The following is a 17,593-nucleotide window of genomic DNA, read 5'->3' on the forward strand; positions in this document are numbered from 1 at the left end:
CCTTTACAAAGCGTAAGACCTTCTGCCTAAATCATGACACATCGCTTGTGTTGCTTGTCATACTGGTGGCGCAAGATGGAATCAGATAACCACGAACGCACTTGAAGGGACTTTCTCATGACGACTACGCTGACCGAAACTCTGCAGCACTGGGTCAATAACGCACCGTTCTCCGGCGAAGGCGACACCCGCACCGGCAAGGTCTACAACCCTGCCACCGGCGAGATCGCCCGCGAAGTCGCCTTGGCGTCCAAGAGCACCACCGAAGCCGCCATCGCCGCAGCCCACGCGGCATTCCCCAAGTGGCGCGATACTTCGCTGGCCCGCCGCACCGCGATCATGTTCAACTTCCGCCAGCTGCTCGCCGAGCGCAAGGGCGAGCTGGCGGCCATCATCACCGCGGAGCATGGCAAGGTGCTCGATGACGCACTGGGCGAAGTGGCGCGCGGCATGGAAGTTGTCGAGCTGTGCTGCAACGCCCCCTACCTGCTCAAGGGCGAGTACTCGGAGAACGCCTCCACCGGGGTGGACGTGCAGTCCCAGCGCCAGCCGGTCGGCGTTTCGGCCATCATCTCCCCCTTCAACTTCCCGGCCATGGTGCCGCTGTGGTTCTTCCCGGTCGCCATCGCCTCGGGCAACGCCGTAGTGCTCAAGCCTTCGGAGAAGGATCCCTCGGCGGCCCAGTGGATGGCCGAGCTGTTCGCCGAGGCGGGCCTGCCAGAGGGCGTGCTCAATGTGGTGCACGGTGACAAGGAATCCGTGGACACGTTGCTGAACGATCCACGCATCGCTTCGCTGTCCTTCGTCGGCTCCACCCCCATTGCCCAGTACGTCTACTCCACCGGCACCGCGAACGGCAAGCGTGTCCAGGCCTTCGGCGGCGCCAAGAACCACATGCTCGTGCTGCCCGACGCCGATCTGGACTTGGCCGCGGATATGGCCATCAACGCCGGCTTCGGCGCGGCCGGCGAGCGCTGCATGGCGATCAGCGTGGTCGTGGCGTTGGAGAACATCGCCGACGAGCTGGTCGCCAAGATCGCCGAGCGCGCCAAGAACTTGCGCGTGGGCGACGGCACCCGCGGCTGCGATATGGGCCCGCTGATCACCGGCGAGCACCGCGACAAGGTCGCCGGCTACATCGAGGCGGGCATCGAGTCCGGCGCCTCGCTGGTGGTCGACGGCCGCACCGGGGCGCTGGACGCGGACGGCAACGGCTTCTTCCTGCACCCCACCCTGTTCGACAACGTCGGCACCGACATGTCCATCTACACCGATGAGATCTTCGGCCCGGTGCTCTCGGTGGTCCGCGTGGAGACCTTCAACGAGGGCATCGAGCTGATCAACGCCTCGAAGTACGGCAACGGCACCGCGATCTTCACCAACGACGGCGGCGCCGCGCGCCGCTTCGAGAACGAGATCCAGGTCGGCATGGTGGGTGTGAACGTGCCCATTCCGGTCCCGGTGGGCTACCACTCCTTCGGCGGCTGGAAGGCCTCGCTGTTCGGCGACCAGCATGCCTACGGCCCGGAGGGATTCAAGTTCTTCACCCGCAACAAGGTGGTCACCAAGCGCTGGCTGGACCCGAGCCACGGCGGCATCAACCTCGGCTTCCCGCAGAACGACTAATTTTCGCCGCGTACCCACGTGGTTTGAGTAGAAGGATCCAGATTCATGACCGAACAGCTCACCGCCGACATCTCGGCGGAAGAGATCGAAGCAGGCAAGCGCGCCTACCAGCTGGACCGCGAGCACGTCTTCCATTCGTGGCAGGCGCAGGGACCGTTCAACCCGATGACCATTCTGAAGACGCAGGACTCCTACGTCTGGGATGGCGAGGGGCGGAAGCTGATCGACATTTCCAGCCAGCTGGTCAACACGAATATCGGCCATCAGCATCCCAAGGTGATCGCGGCCATCCAGGAGCAGGCCGCGAAGATCGCGACCATCGCCCCGCAGCATGTCAACGATGCGCGTTCCGAGGCGGCCCGGCTCATCGCCGAGCGCACCCCGGGAGACCTGAATCGGATCTTCTTCACCAACGGCGGTGCCGATGCGGTGGAGCATGCCATCCGCATGGCCCGGCTGCACACCGGAAAGCACAAGGTGCTTTCCGCCTACCGTTCCTACCATGGCGGCACGCAGCTGGCGATCAATGCGACCGGCGACCCGCGGCGCTTCGCCTCGGACCACGCCACCGACGGGGTGGTGCATTTCTTCCCCGCCTACCCCTACCGGTCCTACTTCGGCTCAACCAGCGAAGCGGAGGAAACCGAGCGGGCGCTGAAGCACCTGGAAGACACCATCGTCCTGGAGGGCGCCTCGACCATCGGCGCGTTGATCCTCGAATCCATTCCGGGCACCGCTGGCATCTATATGCCGCCGGCCGGCTATCTGGCCGGGGTGCGCGAGCTGACCCGCAAGTACGGGATCGTGTACATCGCCGACGAGGTGATGGCGGGATTCGGGCGCAGCGGCCAGTGGTTCTCGGTCAACCACTGGGGCGTCACCCCGGATCTGCTGACCTTCGCCAAGGGGGTGAACTCGGGCTACGTGCCGCTGGGCGGCGTGGCGATCAACGACGAGATCTTCGAGACCTTCCGCGAACGCCCCTACCCTGGCGGCTTGACCTACTCGGGCCACCCGCTGGCCTGCGCGGCGGCGGTTGCTACCATCCACGCGATGGAGGACGAGTCCATGGTGGCCAATGCCAAGCGCTTGGGCGATGAGATCATCGGTCCGCGGCTGGCGCAGTTCGCCGCGGAGCACCCCTCGGTGGGCGAGGTCCGCGGAGCCGGGGTGTTCTGGGCCATCGAATTGGTCAAGAACCGTGAAACCCGCGAGCCGCTGGCGGCCTACGGCGGCTCCTCCCCCGAGATGAACGAGGTGGTGGCCGCGTCCAAGGCTGCCGGGCTGCTGCCCTTCGCCAACTTCAACCGGCTGCATGTGGTTCCGGCCCTGAACATCCCGGACGATGTGCTGGTCGAAGCCCTGGACCGTCTGGAGCAGGCGCTGGTTGTCGCCGATAAGTTCGTGACCGGCTAGCCATGAGTTGTATCGGGCCCGGCGGGAGAGCATTATGCGCTCCCGCCGGGCCTTTTTAACACCCCTCACCCCCTCTCGAGCCAAGGACGTCCACGTGATCCCCGGAGAAGCCAACCAGTCCAGCAAGCAGCTATTAGACGCGCATCCACAGGCCTCGACACTTCCGGAGGACTGCCAGCGGGCCAGCATCGACCGTTCGGGTTATCTGCCGGACTCTTTCGCCGACGGCGTGGTTTTTGCCCGGAGCACCGCGGATGTGGTGCTGGCCATGGAGCTGGCCAGCGAGTTCGGGGTGAAGATTGTGCCGCGCGGCGCCGGAACCGGTTTGGCGGCCGGTGCCACGGCACGGCGCGGCGAGGTGGTCCTGGATGTCTCGAAAATGGATCGGATCATCTCCATCGATCCCGTCGAGCAGATCGCGGTGGTTCAGCCCGGCGTCATCAATGCGGCGGTTAATGCCGCCGCCGGTGAGCTCGGACTGTTCTATGCCCCGGATCCGGCAAGCACCGCCATCTGCTCCATCGGTGGAAATATCGCCACCAATGCCGGGGGCATGTGGTGCGCCAAGTACGGGGTGACCCGCGAATCGGTTTTGGCCCTGACCGTGGTGCTCCCCGATGGGCAGCTGCTGCGCACCGGGCGCCGCACCATCAAGGGCGTGGCCGGCTACGACATGAATGCCCTCTTCATCGGCTCCGAGGGAACCTTGGGCATTGTGGTGGAGGCCGTGCTGCGCCTGCGCCCCAAGCCGATTCGCACCGCGACCGCCGCCGCCTATTTCCCCGATGAGTCCCGCGCCGCGCAGGCTGCCGCGGCGATTATTTCCGCTCGGCTGCAGCCTTCGGTCCTGGAACTCATGGACGGGCCCAGCCTCTGGGCCATCGATGGCGCCCTGGGCACCGGGCACCGGGAGCTAGGTGGCGCCCTGCTCCTGGCGCAAACCGACGGGTTCGGCGCCGAACTGGAAATGCAGGCGCTGGTGGAGGCCATTATGCCGCTGGCATCGCGCATCGACCGCGCGGAGGACGAAGCGCAGGCGGCTCAGCTGATGGAGGCACGGCGCCAGGCGATCCCCAGCATGGAGCAGCTGGGCACGGTGTCGATCTGCGACATCGGGGTGCCACGCAGCAAACTCGCTGAGGCGTTGGCCGGCTTGGCCGAAATCGGCGAGCATCGCGGCGTGCGCATCTTCACCATCGCCCACGCCGCAGACGGTAATCTGCACCCGGTCATCGTGGTGGATCCGGGGCAGTCCATCACCTCCGGGGCACCCAAGGCTGCACTGGGCGACATGTTCCATCTGGCCCAACGATTGGGCGGCACGCTGACCGGCGAGCACGGCATCGGCCTGCTCAAGCAGGACTGGCTCGAGGAAGAAATCGGGTCGCGTTCGCTTCGGCTGCAGCATTCCATCAGGCAGGTATTCGATCCGCAGGGAATCCTCAACCCCGGCAAGGGGATCTAGGCGCGTCCTGCATGGTGCCCGCGGCGACCTCGGGCCCCACCCATTGGACAATCTGCTGGTGTTTAATTCTTCTGGTCAGCAAGCGTACCTTTAGCTAGAATCGAATTATGGAGATGCTGGGATACGAACCGATCGATTTTCTGCGGCCACTAGTATTATTTGGTGTCGCGGTCACCTTGCTGCTGATCTGCTTCCCCACGCTCATCCACGGGCTGATCCGCCGCGGCGACTTCCAGCGGAAGCCCGACGGGCTGCAAACTTATGCCTTGAAGTCCTCGATCCGCACCGAACTGATCGTTGCCGGCACTTCCGGCGCGCTTGCCATCGTGTGCACGATCGTCGCCGCCACCGGCTATTTCGCCTCTATGAAGCACCTCGAGGCGAACATTGCGCTGAAATACGAGCCGACAAGCCTGGATCTGGGCTATTGGAATGGTTCCTGGGCTACCACCAGCTTGGTGCTGCCAGACGGCGCGTCATTCAGCGACGTCGTCGTTGAGGTTCGTGAGACCGGCGAACCATTTATCGAGGAGATTTGGTACCACGAGCGCAAACAAGGTAACCAGTAGTCTCTTTCAAGCTAGTGCATATGCAATACTGATCCCCGGATCTAATTTGCGCACCGCGCGCGACCTCAAGCCGCAAAGGGGAATGAACACGATGATGGGTATGAATGGTGCACCGGCGGGTGATCCGTTCCAGCCTCACCTTGAGTGGGGCCTGAAGGCTTCCTTTGTGGGCTATATTTCTTCGCTTCCCGACGGTCGCATCGAAGCATCCAACGGGGTGTGGCAGGTTGGCAATAACCTTGCGTTCCCGGTCGCCGTGGATGCCAAATCCCCCGAAGGCGAGCTGCGCTTCAACGGCCGCGTCTCCTTCGTGGGCCATGGCGGGATGATGAAGCTGGACCTCATCGAACCGCGTATCGAAGAACACGATGATTTGGTCCTGCTCAGCGTCGCCAACGAAAACGGCGAGCGCCTGCCCATCGCCGAGCTGGTCGAAACCGCCGTGTCCAATGCCTTCGGTCTGGTCAAAACCCGCTTCGCGGCATCGCTGACCGAACAGGGCTCGGCCCTGTTCAACGGCCAGTACAAGGCCGGCCAAGATATGGAGCCGGTTGAGGTGGTCTTGCGCGGCTAGCGGGAAACTGCCAGATGCGCCGAAAGGGTCCGCAGCTCCTTGCCGGAGTTGCGGACCCTTTGCGCTTTTTATCAGCCCTTGATCAGCTGCGGCTGAGCCAGTGCTTTGAGCCCATCCAGCCCGAATTCCAACCCATAGCCGGACTGCTTGGCCCCGCCGAACGGAATGCGCGGATCGATCGTGCCGTGCGAATTGATCCAGACCGTGCCGGCCTGAATCCGTGCCGCCACGGCAAGAGCCTGCTCGCGATCCGAGCCCCAGACCGAAGCGCCCAGTCCGGTCTCCAACGAGTTGGCGTGGGTTATGGCTTCTTCCACGTTCTTGACCTTGACAATCGGCAAGGCCGGACCGAATTGCTCCTTGGTCACCAGGTCGTTTTGCGGATCGATATCTGCCACCAGGGTGGTTGGGTAGAAGTATCCGGCAGCTTCGCTATCCGGGTTGGCCCCCAGCAGCACCGTCGCGCCGGAGTCCACTGCACCCTGGACCAAGTCGGCGACGATATTGTATTGGGCCTTATTCTGCAGCGGGCCGAGGACGTTGTTTTCATCAAGACCCACGCCCATTGGCATCTTGGCGGCCACCTCGGTCAAGGCCTGGCAGACCTGCGTGTAGATGGATTCCGGGACGTACAGGCGCTTCAAGGCGGCACAGGTTTGGCCGGTGTTGATGAATGCGCCCCAGAACAGATCCTCGGCGATGGCCTTCGGATCGGCGTCCTCCATGACGATTCCCGCATCGTTTCCGCCGAGCTCGAGGGTCAGCCGCTTGACCGTGTCGGCCGAAGAGCGAATGATCGCCTTTCCTGTCGGGGTGGACCCCGTGAACATGATCTTATTGATTTCCGGGTGCCCGGAGAGCTTCTCTCCTACTTCACGGCCACCGGCCACCACCTGCAGCACATCCGCTGGCAAGACCTCGTTGAGGACATGCCCCAAGGCCAGCACCGACAACGGGGTGTATTCGCTGGGCTTCATCACCACGGTATTGCCCATGCGCAGCGAAGGCGCCAGCTGCCAGATGGAGATCATCATTGGCCAGTTCCATGGTCCAATGGCGCCGACCACGCCTAAGGCCCGGTAGTGCTTGGCGGCATAGGTCTCCCCGTCATCCACCACGACCTCCGGCTCCACCTCATAGGCGGTGGCGGCGCGCAGCCAAGCCGCGCATCCACCAATTTCGAACCGGGCGTTGGGACCGTTGAGCGGTTTGCCCTGTTCCCGGGAAAGCAGCTCGGCCAAGGCCTCGGCGTTGGCTTCGATACGATCCGCCGCCAGGTTCAGCAGACGATTGCGTTCTTCGTGGCCGAGTGCATCCCATGCAGGCTGCGCAGTTCGGGCGGCACTCACCGCAGCGTCCAAATCTGCCACGCTGCTCTGGGCCACCCGTCCGACGAGCTCTCCGGTGGCCGGGTCAAAGATTTCGGTGCCACCGGAGGCCGGCTGAATGGCGGACAGCAGTTCTTGGGCGTTGGAGTAAGACATTAAGATCTCCCTTGGTTAGTTCAGAGTTGTTTCATGGATTTGAGGTTGAACAGACTTATTCCGGAGCTTTCGCACCCACCAAGAAAGCAGGAAGCCGAGGATACCGGGCACAATGACTATCGCCTGCAGGATATAGGGCAACGCCCCTGGTTCCTCCAAGCCGATCAGAACATCGAAGTTGATGACGATCTGGACAAAGACAAAGCTCAGCGCGAGCCCGGCAGCAATTGGGGCGATAACACGGGTGAGCAGCGAATCTGCCGTACGGTTCCGGGCGAAGTATCCGCACACCGCGAATGAAGTCAGCGCCATCAGCAGCACCAGCCCGAAGGCGGCGGAGTTTGTCATCCAAGTGAACATGGTGAAGACGATAAATATCGGGTCCTTGCCGGCGGAGACCACCGCAAACACCACGATCACCAGCAAGGCAAGCAATGACTGGGCCTGGGAGCCGGCGACCGGCGCGTGGGTTCGGCGTGAGGTCTTCGCGAGGAACTTCGGCAAGGCTCCACCGCGGCCCATGGAGTAGAAGTAGCGTGCCACCACGTTGTGGAAGGCAAGCAGCGCGGCGAACAGGCTGGTGATGAACAGCAGGTTAGCGATGTCAACGAACCAGCCCGGCGCATGGGCACCGAGGAATACGAAGATCAGATCGGGTCCGAATTCTGCCGAGGCCGCGGCGACATTTCCCTGCCCCTCGCCCACGGCAACGGCCCACGCGGAGAAGGCATAGAATACCGCGATGATCGTGACGGCAATCAGCGTGGCACGGCGGGCCGTCCGCTTTGGATCCTTAACCTCTTCGTTGTAGATGGTTCCAGACTCGAACCCCATGAAGGCCGCGATACTGAACGCCATGACCGCGCCCATGCCCGGAGCAATCGCGTCACCGGCATTAAATGCAGCACTGAATTCTGGTGCTTCCGGAGCAACCGCGAAGGTCATCGCATCGTAGATAATGACCACGAGGAATTCCAGCGCGACGACGAATCCAAGAATTTTGACGGAGAAATCGACCCGGTTCATCCCCAGCACACCGACCAGAATCCAGGCGACGAGCGCCATAACCCACCAAGGGATGGTGGAGCCTAAGAGGGCGGAAGCGAAGGAAGCCGCCGCGAACCCGAAGAGCCCATAGATGCCGATCTGCATGAGGTTGTAGCTGACCACCGCGACCATAGCCGCGCCGACGCCGGCGGCTTGGCCCAGGCCTCCGGCGATATAGGCGTAGAAGGCGCCCGCGTTGGGTATATGCTGGCTCATCGCGGTGTAGCCGATGCTGAAGATCAGCAGGATAATTCCCAGAATGACAAATGACAGCGGCACCGAATCCATGCCTGTCACCGCATAGTTTGTCGTTACGCCGCCGGCGACAACCGTCAGCGGTGCGCTGGCCGCGATAATCATGACTACCAGTGCTGGCACCGATAAGGTGCGTTGTTCGAGTCCCATTGGTTTCCCCACTCAATCTGTCGATATCCCAAGGATCCATGACGGGGTTCACATTCACGTTGCCATTGCGTGCAGGGCTCTTGCCCATGCGCGCATACGATGGCTCAGGCCAGCGCTTTGAGCCTGAATTTACCGGGAGTCAGCCCGTATTCGCGGGCGAAGGCTCTGGTAAATCCGGGTGCATCGACGATGCCTACGCGCGTGCCGACGCTCTGGACCGGCACCTGTGCCAGCAATGGGTCACTCAAAAGCTCGGCAGCGTATTTCATCCGATAATGCCGGATGAGGGCGGCAACGCTGCGTGGCTCCTCCGCGAAGAGAGCATGCAGGGTTCGCACCGAGATGAAGTGGGCTTCTGCAATAAAAGCGGGCGTTAGCTCCGGAGCCTCTAGTCGCTGCTCTATGAATTCGATAATTCGTTCGCGCTGGGCAATCCGCGGGTCCACCGCATGGGCGTGGGAAAGCACCCCGCCCAGCGAGGTCGCCAGCAGATCCACGGTATTGCGGGCAAGTCCCGCGCCGCCAAATTGATCCCACTGTGCCAGGTTTTCGCCCAGATGCCGCAGCAGTGGCGTAACCGTTCCGGTAAGCAGATGTCCGGCTTCCATGCGAGTAGCGGTGATTTCTCCGACCTGATGGCGCGAGAGCCGAAACTGCTGATGTGGAATGAGCACCACCATCACCGAAGCCGCTTGGTCAAAGCTCAGCGTGTAGGGTCGCTGAGTATCGTAGATTGCCAAGTCTCCGGGGGCTAACACGGTTTCGCGTCCATCTTGAATCAACAGGCCGTGCCCGGCAAGCTGATAAGAGACTTTGTAGAATTCCCCGTCTCCGGTGGAGGTCAGGTCCTCGGTGCGCAAGACGGTGTGCGCCTTGGCATTAACTCGCATCAGGCCGATGTCGCCGAGCATATTGATCCCGAGGCTGGCCGTGAAGTGACCGGAGGTTACCTGCTCGCTGCGTAATTGCACGAAGGCATCAGAGATCAGCCTGGACCATGCGCTGAACGAGTCAACATGTTGAATCTGATACATCGAGACCTCTCTGGAACGCACCCCTGCTGTGTCGGGCGTCACGTTTGAGGGTACGGCAGATCTACTCCAAAGTCACCTTTATTCTTCAGGTGGAGAATAAAGATTATTTATCGCGACAGGGCCAGGAGTGCATGCAGCTGGTATTCCAGCTGCTCAACCAGCGATTGCGCGGTATTCGTCCGGGCATCGAGCACGCTCGCACCCTGCGCGCCGAGCATGAAGTTGAGCAGCGAGTCACGTGCCACCATCGCACCCGGGTGTCCGTTGCCCAAGATGTCGACTAGCCAGCCGTCCAGCATTGTGCGCCAGCGGTCCATCGCCACCGCATTCACCTCGGCCAGATCCGGCTCGCCGAGCGCTAGATGCCAAAAATGCACGGCAACACGCCCCTCGTCGCGACGCTCTTCATCCAAGGGGAGCACCTCGAGTGCAAAGGCGCGAATCGCATCTACGCCATTGAGCGTCGCGGTCTTTTCGGCAATGCGCTGACTAGTGGAGTCGGCGACGTAATTGAATGTTGCGACCAGAATCGCGTCACGGTTCGGGAAATAGGTTTTCAATCCACCGTTGGCGTAGCCGGCCGCGGCGGACAGGTCGCGCAGGTTCAGCTTGTCAAAGCCTTGCTTGGCAATAAAGCGCCAGGTGACTTCGACGATCTCGCGGCGCCGCTGGTTGTGGTCAACAATTCTTGGCATGCACCCAGCCTAGCTAAGACAAGTTTTCTTCGGCGCGCTATTGCCACGAGTCGCCATTTTCCGTATTCTCTACAAGCAGAGAATAAAAAGTGGTTCGACTCACATCAATCCAAAGGATGCGTTTGTCATGCAAGATACAAAAACTAACTTCTCCCTGCTCTCTGCAGAAGAAATTGCCGCGGCCAAGAAGATCTTGGTGACCGCGGGGATTTACGGACAGAACACCCGCATCGCCTACATGGGACTAGAAGATCCAAACCCGCAGGCCCCTGGGCGCAGGGTCCGCGCCATGCTGCTGGACCGGCTGGAGAATGAGCCGAAGGATGTAGTCCTTGACCTCTCCACTGGGAAGATCGAAACGCTCGTAGAGCTGGACCCGGGTGCCACCGGCCAGCTCCCGGTGCTCGTGGAAGAATTCGAAATGGTCGAAGCAATCTTGGCCAAGAGCGAGCAGTGGGCCGCGGCGCTGGCCAAAAGAAATCTGAAACCCGAGCAGGTTCGCGTCGCGCCGTTATCCGCCGGTGTCTTCGAGTACCCGCAGGAATCCGGCCGCCGCATCCTGCGCGGCCTCGCCTTCCGTCAGGACTTCGCCGAAGATTCCGCCTGGGCCCACCCGGTGGACGGGCTCGTGGTCTACATCGACACCATCGCCGGCACCGTGGACCAGCTCCTGGACTTTGGCATCGTTCCGGTGCCGGAAACCCATGGAAACTACACGGACCCGGAACTCACCGGTCCGGTCCGCACCACCCAACGCCCTATCGAAATCACGCAGCCCGAGGGCGCAAGCTTCACGGTAACCGAGGGAAACCACGTCGAGTGGGAGAAATGGTCGCTGGATATCGGCTTCGATATGCGCGAAGGCCTAGTGCTCTACAACATCGCCTTTGACGACCAGGAGCAGCGCCGCCGCATCCTGGATCGCGCCTCCATTGCCGAAATGGTGGTCCCCTATGGCGACCCTTCTCCGGTGCGCAGCTGGCAGAACTATTTTGACACCGGCGAATACCTGGTGGGCCGATTCGCCAACTCGCTGGAACTGGGCTGTGACTGCCTCGGCGAGATCCACTACATCTCCCCGGTCATCACCGACGCCAACGGCGAAGCACAGACAATTACCAACGGCATTTGCATGCACGAGGAGGACGCCTCGATCCTCGCCAAGCACTCCGATGACTGGTCCGGAGTCAAGTACACCCGGCGCAACCGTCGCCTGGTGATCAGCTTCTTCACCACCGTGGGCAACTACGACTACGGCTTCTACTGGTACCTCTACCTGGATGGCACCATCGAATTCGAGGCCAAGGCCACCGGCGTCGTCTTCACCTCCGCCATGCTCGATGAGCGTTTCGCCTCGGAAATGGCACCGGGCCTAGGGGCACCATTCCACCAGCACATCTTCGGTGCCCGACTCGACTTTGCCCTGGACGGCGGCCCCAGCCAGGTCATCGAGGAGGAAGCCGTCCGCCTGCCGATCAACGCAGAGAACCCGCGCGGCAACGCCTTCAGCCGTTCACACACCGTGCTGGCCACCGAACAGCAAGCGGTTCGCGACGCGAATATGGCCGCGGGGCGTTCTTGGGTAGTGACCAATCCAGAGTCGAAGAACTACCTCGGCAAGCCGGTAGGCTACAAGCTCATGCCGCAGGGGCTTCCAACCTTGCTCGCCGCCGAGGGCTCCTCGGTGCAGAAGCGTGCCGAATTTGCCTCCAAAGCGCTTTGGGTTACCCAGCGCAATGCGGCACAGCGCTACCCCACCGGAGATTTTGTCAACCAGAACCCGGGAGTTGCCGGCATCGGTTCTTGGATCGAGGCGGACAAGAACATCGACGGCGAGGAGGTGAGCCTCTGGCACACCTTTGCGCTGACCCATTTCCCGCGAACCGAAGACTGGCCGATCATGCCGGTGGACACCGTTGGATTCAAGATCCGCCCCGAGGGGTTCTTTGACCGTTCACCGGCGCTGGACGTCCCGGAACCAGCCAAGCACGGCTGTTGCTCAACCGAATCGGACTCCGCCGGTGGATGCTGCTCAACGGACAGCTAATCCCGTGCCGGCGGGTCTCCGGGTCCTGGTGGCCGCGACCCTCATCATGTCAGCTTCCCACCTGGTGCTGCTCATCGCGGCACCGCATAACCTTGGCTGGTCCTTGGCGCTGCTCCTCATGACCGCATGGTGCATAAAATGCGCACTAGCGGTGGCGCAAGGCGAGTCACCGCAGGCGCTGATGCTGATGAGCGCGTTGATGGGGCTGGCGCACATCATTATGGTGCTAGGACTCCCCGGAGGCGCCGCCCATCACTCTTCAGGTGCCGCACCTGAACATGTTGCCCACGCCGTGCCAATGCTCGTGGTGGGAGCCGCCGAGCTCCTGCTGATGTTCTTCGCGGCCGTGTTGCTCAATCGTTCACGAAGTCGGACGCCAAAACCGCAATACGCGGCAAATTAGTCGCTGAGGATCAGATCATGGATCTGGTCCTCAGCCGTTTCATGTCATCACTTCGCTGTACAGAGAATTGAATTTTCCCTTGACCTGCCCGAAAAACCGGGCTTAGATAAGTAATGAATGACGTTCACTGCGAGGCAAGCACTCCGAGAAGAGGGATATCCGTGGCCAGCCAATGGCTATCGAATCATGCCGCGCCCCGCTTTGCCGCAATACGCGATTCTGCCCTTCGGCAATCGGCATCCGTTACGCCTGCAATCCCTGGGGACCAGATCCCCGCTGCCATCCTGTGCCCGCTCGTGATTCCCCTGTCGCAACCCAACACAGCAAACTTCATACTTATGCGACTCGAGGACCACCAATGAGCAAGAATTTTCCCCTTACCTTTGACCGGCACGAAGCGAATGCCTCGCCCGGGCACATCAAAGAATCCCTGTCCGGTGCCAAGCACACCTCATACTGGCTTGATAACGAGCACCGCCCCGATGCAACGCAGGCGTTGGACGGTTCGATCGAGGCGGATTTGCTCGTTGTCGGCGGTGGATATACCGGCCTCTGGACGGCGCTTCAAGCTAAAGAACGAGACCCCCACCGGGATGTGGTCCTCATCGAGGGGCAACGCATCGGCTGGGCTGCTTCGGGGCGCAATGGCGGTTTTTGCGAAGCCTCACTGGTACATGGTGAGGCCAACGGCGAAAACCATTTGCCTCAGGAAAATGCTCTGCTCGGAAAGTTGGGAACTCAAAATCTCGATGAGTTCCAAGCCACCGTCGAGCGTTATGGCATGGATGTGGAGTTCACTCGTGCTGGCGTACTCGAAGTGGCTATCGAGCCGCATCAGGTCCCTTGGGTTGCCGAAGCTGCCGAGTCCGAAGGCATCGAGTATCTCGATGGCCAGCAAGTCAAGGAAGTCATCAACTCCCCGGATTTCCTCGCGGGCTCCTTGGATCGAACGTCCACGGCGCTGGTGCACCCGGCAAAACTCGCTTGGGAACTGGCCCGGGTCTGCCGTGAGCTGGGAGTGCGCATCTTTGAGCACACCCACGCGGCCGAGCTGAAAGAAAACAATGGGCAAATACTCGTATTGACGGCAGCCGGGCGCATTCGGGCCCAGCGCGTGGCCTTAGCCACCAATGTCTTCCCCTCCTTGCTCAAACGTCACCGGGCAAGGGTCATCCCCGTCTACGATTACGCATTGATGACCGAGCCGCTGACCGAAGCGCAACGCCGTTCGCTGGGTTGGAAAGAGCCCGTCGGGCTGGCCGATCTGAACAATAGATTCCACTACGCCAGACCGACCGTAGACGAAAATGGCAACTGCCGGATCCTCTACGGGGGCTACGATGCCATTTACCATTTCGGTGGCAAAGTCCGTTCGAGCTACGACACCAATAGCTCCACATTCGAGAAGCTCGCAGCCCATTTTTTCGGAAACTTCCCGCAGCTGGAGGACGTGAAGTTCTCCCACGCCTGGGGCGGGGCCATCGATACCTGCTCACGTTTCTTCTCCTTCTTTGACCTGACTCACGGCGGCAAGGTGGCCTACTGCGCAGGATTCACCGGACTCGGTGTCGGCGCCACAAGATTCGGTGCGAAGGTCATGCTGGATCTGCTCTCGGGCGAAAAGACCGAGCTGACCGAACTGGAAATGGTTCGCACCAAGCCGATCCCCTTCCCTCCGGAACCCGCCGCGTACGTCGGGGTTAAGCTCATGACCAGCCAGCTGATCAGCGCCGATCGCAATGAGGGCAGACGGCCGGCCTTCCTCAAGGTCATGGACAAGATCGGCATGGGCTTCGATTCCTAATGGCAGAAGAAACCAGACCGCTAGCCACCCTCGTTGACGCTGCCAGCATCCCGCTAGCGGCCGAACTCATTCCAGAGCATCTGCAACTAGGCGCGGCCGGCACCCGCACCGCCGTATACGAGGTCGGTGACCTAGCCGGTACGTCCATCGGGATCTGGGAGATGTCGATCGGCGCAATGCGCGACATCGAAGCGGACGAATACTTCGTGGTGCTCTCCGGGTCCGGAAACATCAAGATTGCGCAGCGCGCGGGTTTCGCCGCGCAAGAAATTGAGCTTTTCCCTGGTGCCCTGGTGCGGCTGCACGCCCAGATGCATACCGAATGGCGCGTCACGAAAACTCTTCGCAAGATCTATCTGAGTCTCTAGCCCGCAAAGAATCCACAAATCCAAGGAACGATAGAACATGTCAGGTTTCAATTTTTCGCAAGGACACCAATTCATCAACGGCTCCTGGCGCCGCGGTACCGGTGAGCTACTTATTCGAATCAATCCGGCGACCGGAGAACAACTCGAAGAAGTTGATACTGCGAGCGTGGACGAGGTAGACGAGGCGGTCCAGGCGGCGGCGAATGCCTTCAAGACCTGGTCGGCCCTCACCCCCGGGGAGAGATCCGATCATCTGTTGGCGCTGGCCCGCGAGCTGCAATCCCACGCACAGGTACTGGCCGAAGTGGAGACCGCGCAGACCGGCAAGAGCATGCGCATGTCCACCGAGTTTGATGTGCCAGGTTCGATCGACAACGTGAACTTCTTTGCTGGGGCCGCACGCAACCTGCAGGGTCTGGCTTCCGGAGATTACGCTGGAAACACGACCTCGATGATTCGCCGGGAGCCCATTGGCGTGGTTGGCTCTATTTCGCCGTGGAACTACCCCTTGCAGATGGCCGCTTGGAAAGTGCTTCCGGCCATCGCCGCCGGAAACACCATCGTGCTCAAGCCCAGCGAACTAACTCCTGGAACAAGCCTGCTCTTCGCTCAAGCCGCCAAGGATGCCGGTCTGCCCGACGGCGTGATCAACGTTGTGGTCGGTAGCGGCGCAAGCGTCGGCGAGGCATTGGTCAGGCACAAGCAAGTTCGCATGACGTCCTTTACCGGCTCCACCCAAGTCGGTCTGAAGATCATGACGATGGCGGCCGAGACCGGTAAGCGGGTGCATCTGGAGCTGGGCGGCAAGGCGCCATTTGTGGTCTTCGACGACGCGGACATCGAAGCGGCAGCCCATGGGGCGGTTGCCGGTTCAACGATCAATGCGGGGCAGGACTGCACCGCCGCCACGCGCGCCTACGTGCATTCGTCGGTATTCGAGAAATTCACCCGGCGGGTTGCCCAGCTGATGGACGCCATGGCGGTCGGTGACCCGCAGGATCCGAATACCGATATGGGAGCCCTGATCAGCGCTGCCCATCTGCAGAAGGTCTCCTCGATGGTGCAGCGGGCGGTGGACGCCGGTGCCACCGTCCTGGCCGGTGGACGCCGGCTCGAAGGCCCGGGGAATTTCTATCGTCCCACGCTGCTCGTTGGGGCCAGCCAAGATTCCGAGATCGTCCAGCACGAGGTCTTTGGTCCGGTGCTCGTGGCCTTGCCTTTCGAAACCGATGAGGAAGCGATCGAGCTGGCCAACGATACTCCGTACGGCCTGGCTGCCAGCGCTTGGACCAAGGACCTCAACCGGGCCATGCGTGCCAGCGCGCAGATTCAGGCCGGATGCGTGTGGATTAACGAACACATCATCATCGTTTCCGAGATGCCTCACGGCGGATACAAGTCCTCCGGCATGGGCAAGGACATGAGCCAGTATTCATTTGATGAATACACCAACGTCAAGCACGTGCTGATCTCGCACGACACGGATACTCACCGCGAGTGGCAGAATACCGTGTTCCTGCAGCGCTAGACGGAACCCAGCAACTGGCCCAATTTTTTCGTGGCATCTCCCGGAGCGGTCGTGGCGAAGAAATACTGGGCCAGTTGCTTTTGCCGACCAGAGACGCCGGCCTTGGCCAGCTCGGCCACACGCTGTGCCAGCCCATTTGCCGAGCCCAATAGCTGCTCCTGCGGTAAGCGATCACGCAATTGCGAGGGGCGTTCTCCGGTCAGGAACAGCGGAACGTTTAACGCCACCGCGTCGTAGGCCATCGCCGAGGTGTCGCAGATCGCGACGTCTGCCCATACCAATGACTGGCCCGGGTCGGTCAGCGGATCAAGTTCCGCGGCAAAGCGAGTGCGCAGCGCCGCGATTTCGCGTTTGGCCGCTACAGAATTGTCACCGGTTTTGGGGTGTGGACGGAACCGCACCTCGAAGCGGCTGTCTCCCTCGAACTGGGTCAGGATGCTTTCACCCAACCGCACCACCGAGGAATAATCCATCGCCTCCGAGTCGCCCTCCCATGTCGGGGCGTAGAGCACTCGAATCTTTGTCGAAGGACTTTCAGGAGTCAAAGCATCCAGTTGCGGACGTCCGATCTGCACCAGGTGCTTGACATCGAAACGAGCAATCGACTCGGAAATACGTGCCACGGCTGCCGGACCGGCAACACAGGCATAGTCATAGGCCTTGAGCTGGTTCGAAACCATGGAGGCCTTTTCGCTCTCCCCGTGGTTCAAGTGAACATGCGCCGGTCCGTTAAAACGGAGCATGGTGAAATTGCGCTGGGAATTATTCACGTAGCAAATGGTCCTGGTTCCCAGCTCGGTAAGCTTTCGCTCGATCTGCTCAATGGAACGCGTGAAATAAACCGGCAATTTGCTGACCTTGAGCAGTTCCCGGGCCGTCAACGCGTCCATGACCACTACACCGGCAGATTGTCCCTGCGCCGCCAATCGTTCGAAGGTTTCCAGCCACACGCCGAGCTGGTAGAACTGTCCGGGCCCCTCGGCGAAAAAGAGGACATTCTCCGCCCTACCCAATTCCTGCTTGGCCTCGGCAATCTGCGTTCGCACCGCACGTTCAGCGAAAATTGACCTTGCACGGCCTGCGACTTGATTGACTTGGGAGGTAATCAGAGACATACCTCTAGTCTAC

General features: G+C 61.2%; 15 protein-coding genes. 10 read left to right on the plus strand and 5 right to left on the minus strand.

The features are described 5' to 3' along the window. The first annotated feature begins 117 nt into the window (after positions 1–117). The 5 genes from ACT3UA_RS12645 (at position 118) to ACT3UA_RS12665 (ending at position 5,650) form a co-directional block, all read left to right on the plus strand. Positions 118–1,626, plus strand: a complete 1,509-nt coding sequence (locus ACT3UA_RS12645) for a CoA-acylating methylmalonate-semialdehyde dehydrogenase (protein WP_096283257.1) — start codon at positions 118–120, stop codon at positions 1,624–1,626. 45 nt (positions 1,627–1,671) lie between these two features. Further along, complete coding sequence (locus tag ACT3UA_RS12650; RefSeq protein ID WP_096283256.1) at positions 1,672–3,042, plus strand: aspartate aminotransferase family protein; 1,371 nt, start codon at positions 1,672–1,674, stop codon at positions 3,040–3,042. 94 nt (positions 3,043–3,136) lie between these two features. Continuing rightward, on the plus strand, positions 3,137–4,507 hold the full coding sequence (locus ACT3UA_RS12655) for an FAD-binding oxidoreductase (RefSeq protein ID WP_255248323.1): 1,371 nt from the start codon (positions 3,137–3,139) through the stop codon (positions 4,505–4,507). 107 nt (positions 4,508–4,614) lie between these two features. Then, a complete protein-coding gene (locus ACT3UA_RS12660) occupies positions 4,615–5,076 on the plus strand; it encodes a hypothetical protein (RefSeq protein WP_176484062.1) in 462 nt (153 codons plus the stop codon). A gap of 100 nt (positions 5,077–5,176) precedes the next feature. Then, complete coding sequence (locus tag ACT3UA_RS12665) at positions 5,177–5,650, plus strand: HtaA domain-containing protein (RefSeq protein ID WP_444616769.1); 474 nt, start codon at positions 5,177–5,179, stop codon at positions 5,648–5,650. A 71-nt stretch (positions 5,651–5,721) separates the two neighbouring features. Here ACT3UA_RS12665 and ACT3UA_RS12670 read toward each other — a convergent pair whose 3' ends face one another. From ACT3UA_RS12670 to ACT3UA_RS12685, 4 genes are all read right to left on the minus strand, one after another. Next, positions 5,722–7,134: an aldehyde dehydrogenase family protein gene (locus tag ACT3UA_RS12670; RefSeq protein WP_444616771.1), complete on the minus strand. Its 1,413-nt coding sequence runs from the start codon at positions 7,132–7,134 to the stop codon at positions 5,722–5,724. 15 nt (positions 7,135–7,149) lie between these two features. Beyond that, positions 7,150–8,586, minus strand: coding sequence for an APC family permease (locus ACT3UA_RS12675; RefSeq protein WP_096283252.1), 1,437 nt, complete (start codon positions 8,584–8,586; stop codon positions 7,150–7,152). A gap of 104 nt (positions 8,587–8,690) precedes the next feature. Further along, positions 8,691–9,620, minus strand: a complete 930-nt coding sequence (locus tag ACT3UA_RS12680) for an AraC-like ligand-binding domain-containing protein (RefSeq protein ID WP_096283251.1) — start codon at positions 9,618–9,620, stop codon at positions 8,691–8,693. A gap of 107 nt (positions 9,621–9,727) precedes the next feature. After that, entirely contained in the window at positions 9,728–10,315 is a 588-nt protein-coding gene (locus ACT3UA_RS12685; RefSeq protein WP_096283250.1) for a TetR/AcrR family transcriptional regulator, read from the minus strand. A gap of 127 nt (positions 10,316–10,442) precedes the next feature. Between ACT3UA_RS12685 and ACT3UA_RS12690 the strand changes: the two genes are divergently transcribed. The 5 genes from ACT3UA_RS12690 (at position 10,443) to ACT3UA_RS12710 (ending at position 16,465) form a co-directional block, all read left to right on the plus strand. Next, a complete protein-coding gene (locus ACT3UA_RS12690) occupies positions 10,443–12,362 on the plus strand; it encodes a primary-amine oxidase (RefSeq protein WP_096283249.1) in 1,920 nt (639 codons plus the stop codon). A gap of 46 nt (positions 12,363–12,408) precedes the next feature. Then, entirely contained in the window at positions 12,409–12,765 is a 357-nt protein-coding gene (locus ACT3UA_RS12695) for a hypothetical protein (protein ID WP_141393442.1), read from the plus strand. 358 nt (positions 12,766–13,123) lie between these two features. Then, a complete protein-coding gene (locus ACT3UA_RS12700) occupies positions 13,124–14,569 on the plus strand; it encodes an NAD(P)/FAD-dependent oxidoreductase (RefSeq protein ID WP_096283247.1) in 1,446 nt (481 codons plus the stop codon). Beyond that, positions 14,569–14,937 carry a cupin domain-containing protein gene (locus ACT3UA_RS12705; protein ID WP_096283246.1) on the plus strand — a complete coding sequence of 123 codons (369 nt, stop codon included), beginning with the start codon at positions 14,569–14,571 and terminating at the stop codon, positions 14,935–14,937. The genes ACT3UA_RS12700 and ACT3UA_RS12705 overlap by 1 nt, the downstream gene beginning before the upstream one ends. 37 nt (positions 14,938–14,974) lie before the next feature. Next, entirely contained in the window at positions 14,975–16,465 is a 1,491-nt protein-coding gene (locus tag ACT3UA_RS12710) for a gamma-aminobutyraldehyde dehydrogenase (protein ID WP_096283245.1), read from the plus strand. Here ACT3UA_RS12710 and ACT3UA_RS12715 read toward each other — a convergent pair. Then, entirely contained in the window at positions 16,462–17,580 is a 1,119-nt protein-coding gene (locus ACT3UA_RS12715) for a CDP-glycerol glycerophosphotransferase family protein (protein ID WP_096283244.1), read from the minus strand. The genes ACT3UA_RS12710 and ACT3UA_RS12715 overlap by 4 nt on opposite strands. Positions 17,581–17,593 lie beyond the last annotated feature (13 nt).

The organism is Glutamicibacter sp. 363 (genome assembly GCF_052379505.1).
Classification (GTDB): domain Bacteria; phylum Actinomycetota; class Actinomycetes; order Actinomycetales; family Micrococcaceae; genus Glutamicibacter.

Excerpts from the sequence above, each read along its gene's own strand:
- ACT3UA_RS12645 (WP_096283257.1), top strand. The coding sequence starts at position 118 with ATGACGACTACGCTGACCGAAACTCTGCAGCACTGGGTCAATAACGCA.
- ACT3UA_RS12650 (WP_096283256.1), top strand. The coding sequence starts at position 1,672 with ATGACCGAACAGCTCACCGCCGACATCTCGGCGGAAGAGATCGAAGCA.
- ACT3UA_RS12660 (WP_176484062.1), top strand. The coding sequence starts at position 4,615 with ATGGAGATGCTGGGATACGAACCGATCGATTTTCTGCGGCCACTAGTA.
- ACT3UA_RS12665 (WP_444616769.1), top strand. The coding sequence starts at position 5,177 with ATGAATGGTGCACCGGCGGGTGATCCGTTCCAGCCTCACCTTGAGTGG.
- ACT3UA_RS12670 (WP_444616771.1), bottom strand. The coding sequence starts at position 7,134 with ATGTCTTACTCCAACGCCCAAGAACTGCTGTCCGCCATTCAGCCGGCC.
- ACT3UA_RS12675 (WP_096283252.1), bottom strand. The coding sequence starts at position 8,586 with ATGGGACTCGAACAACGCACCTTATCGGTGCCAGCACTGGTAGTCATG.
- ACT3UA_RS12680 (WP_096283251.1), bottom strand. The coding sequence starts at position 9,620 with ATGTATCAGATTCAACATGTTGACTCGTTCAGCGCATGGTCCAGGCTG.
- ACT3UA_RS12685 (WP_096283250.1), bottom strand. The coding sequence starts at position 10,315 with ATGCCAAGAATTGTTGACCACAACCAGCGGCGCCGCGAGATCGTCGAA.
- ACT3UA_RS12690 (WP_096283249.1), top strand. The coding sequence starts at position 10,443 with ATGCAAGATACAAAAACTAACTTCTCCCTGCTCTCTGCAGAAGAAATT.
- ACT3UA_RS12695 (WP_141393442.1), top strand. The coding sequence starts at position 12,409 with ATGTCAGCTTCCCACCTGGTGCTGCTCATCGCGGCACCGCATAACCTT.
- ACT3UA_RS12700 (WP_096283247.1), top strand. The coding sequence starts at position 13,124 with ATGAGCAAGAATTTTCCCCTTACCTTTGACCGGCACGAAGCGAATGCC.
- ACT3UA_RS12705 (WP_096283246.1), top strand. The coding sequence starts at position 14,569 with ATGGCAGAAGAAACCAGACCGCTAGCCACCCTCGTTGACGCTGCCAGC.
- ACT3UA_RS12710 (WP_096283245.1), top strand. The coding sequence starts at position 14,975 with ATGTCAGGTTTCAATTTTTCGCAAGGACACCAATTCATCAACGGCTCC.
- ACT3UA_RS12715 (WP_096283244.1), bottom strand. The coding sequence starts at position 17,580 with ATGTCTCTGATTACCTCCCAAGTCAATCAAGTCGCAGGCCGTGCAAGG.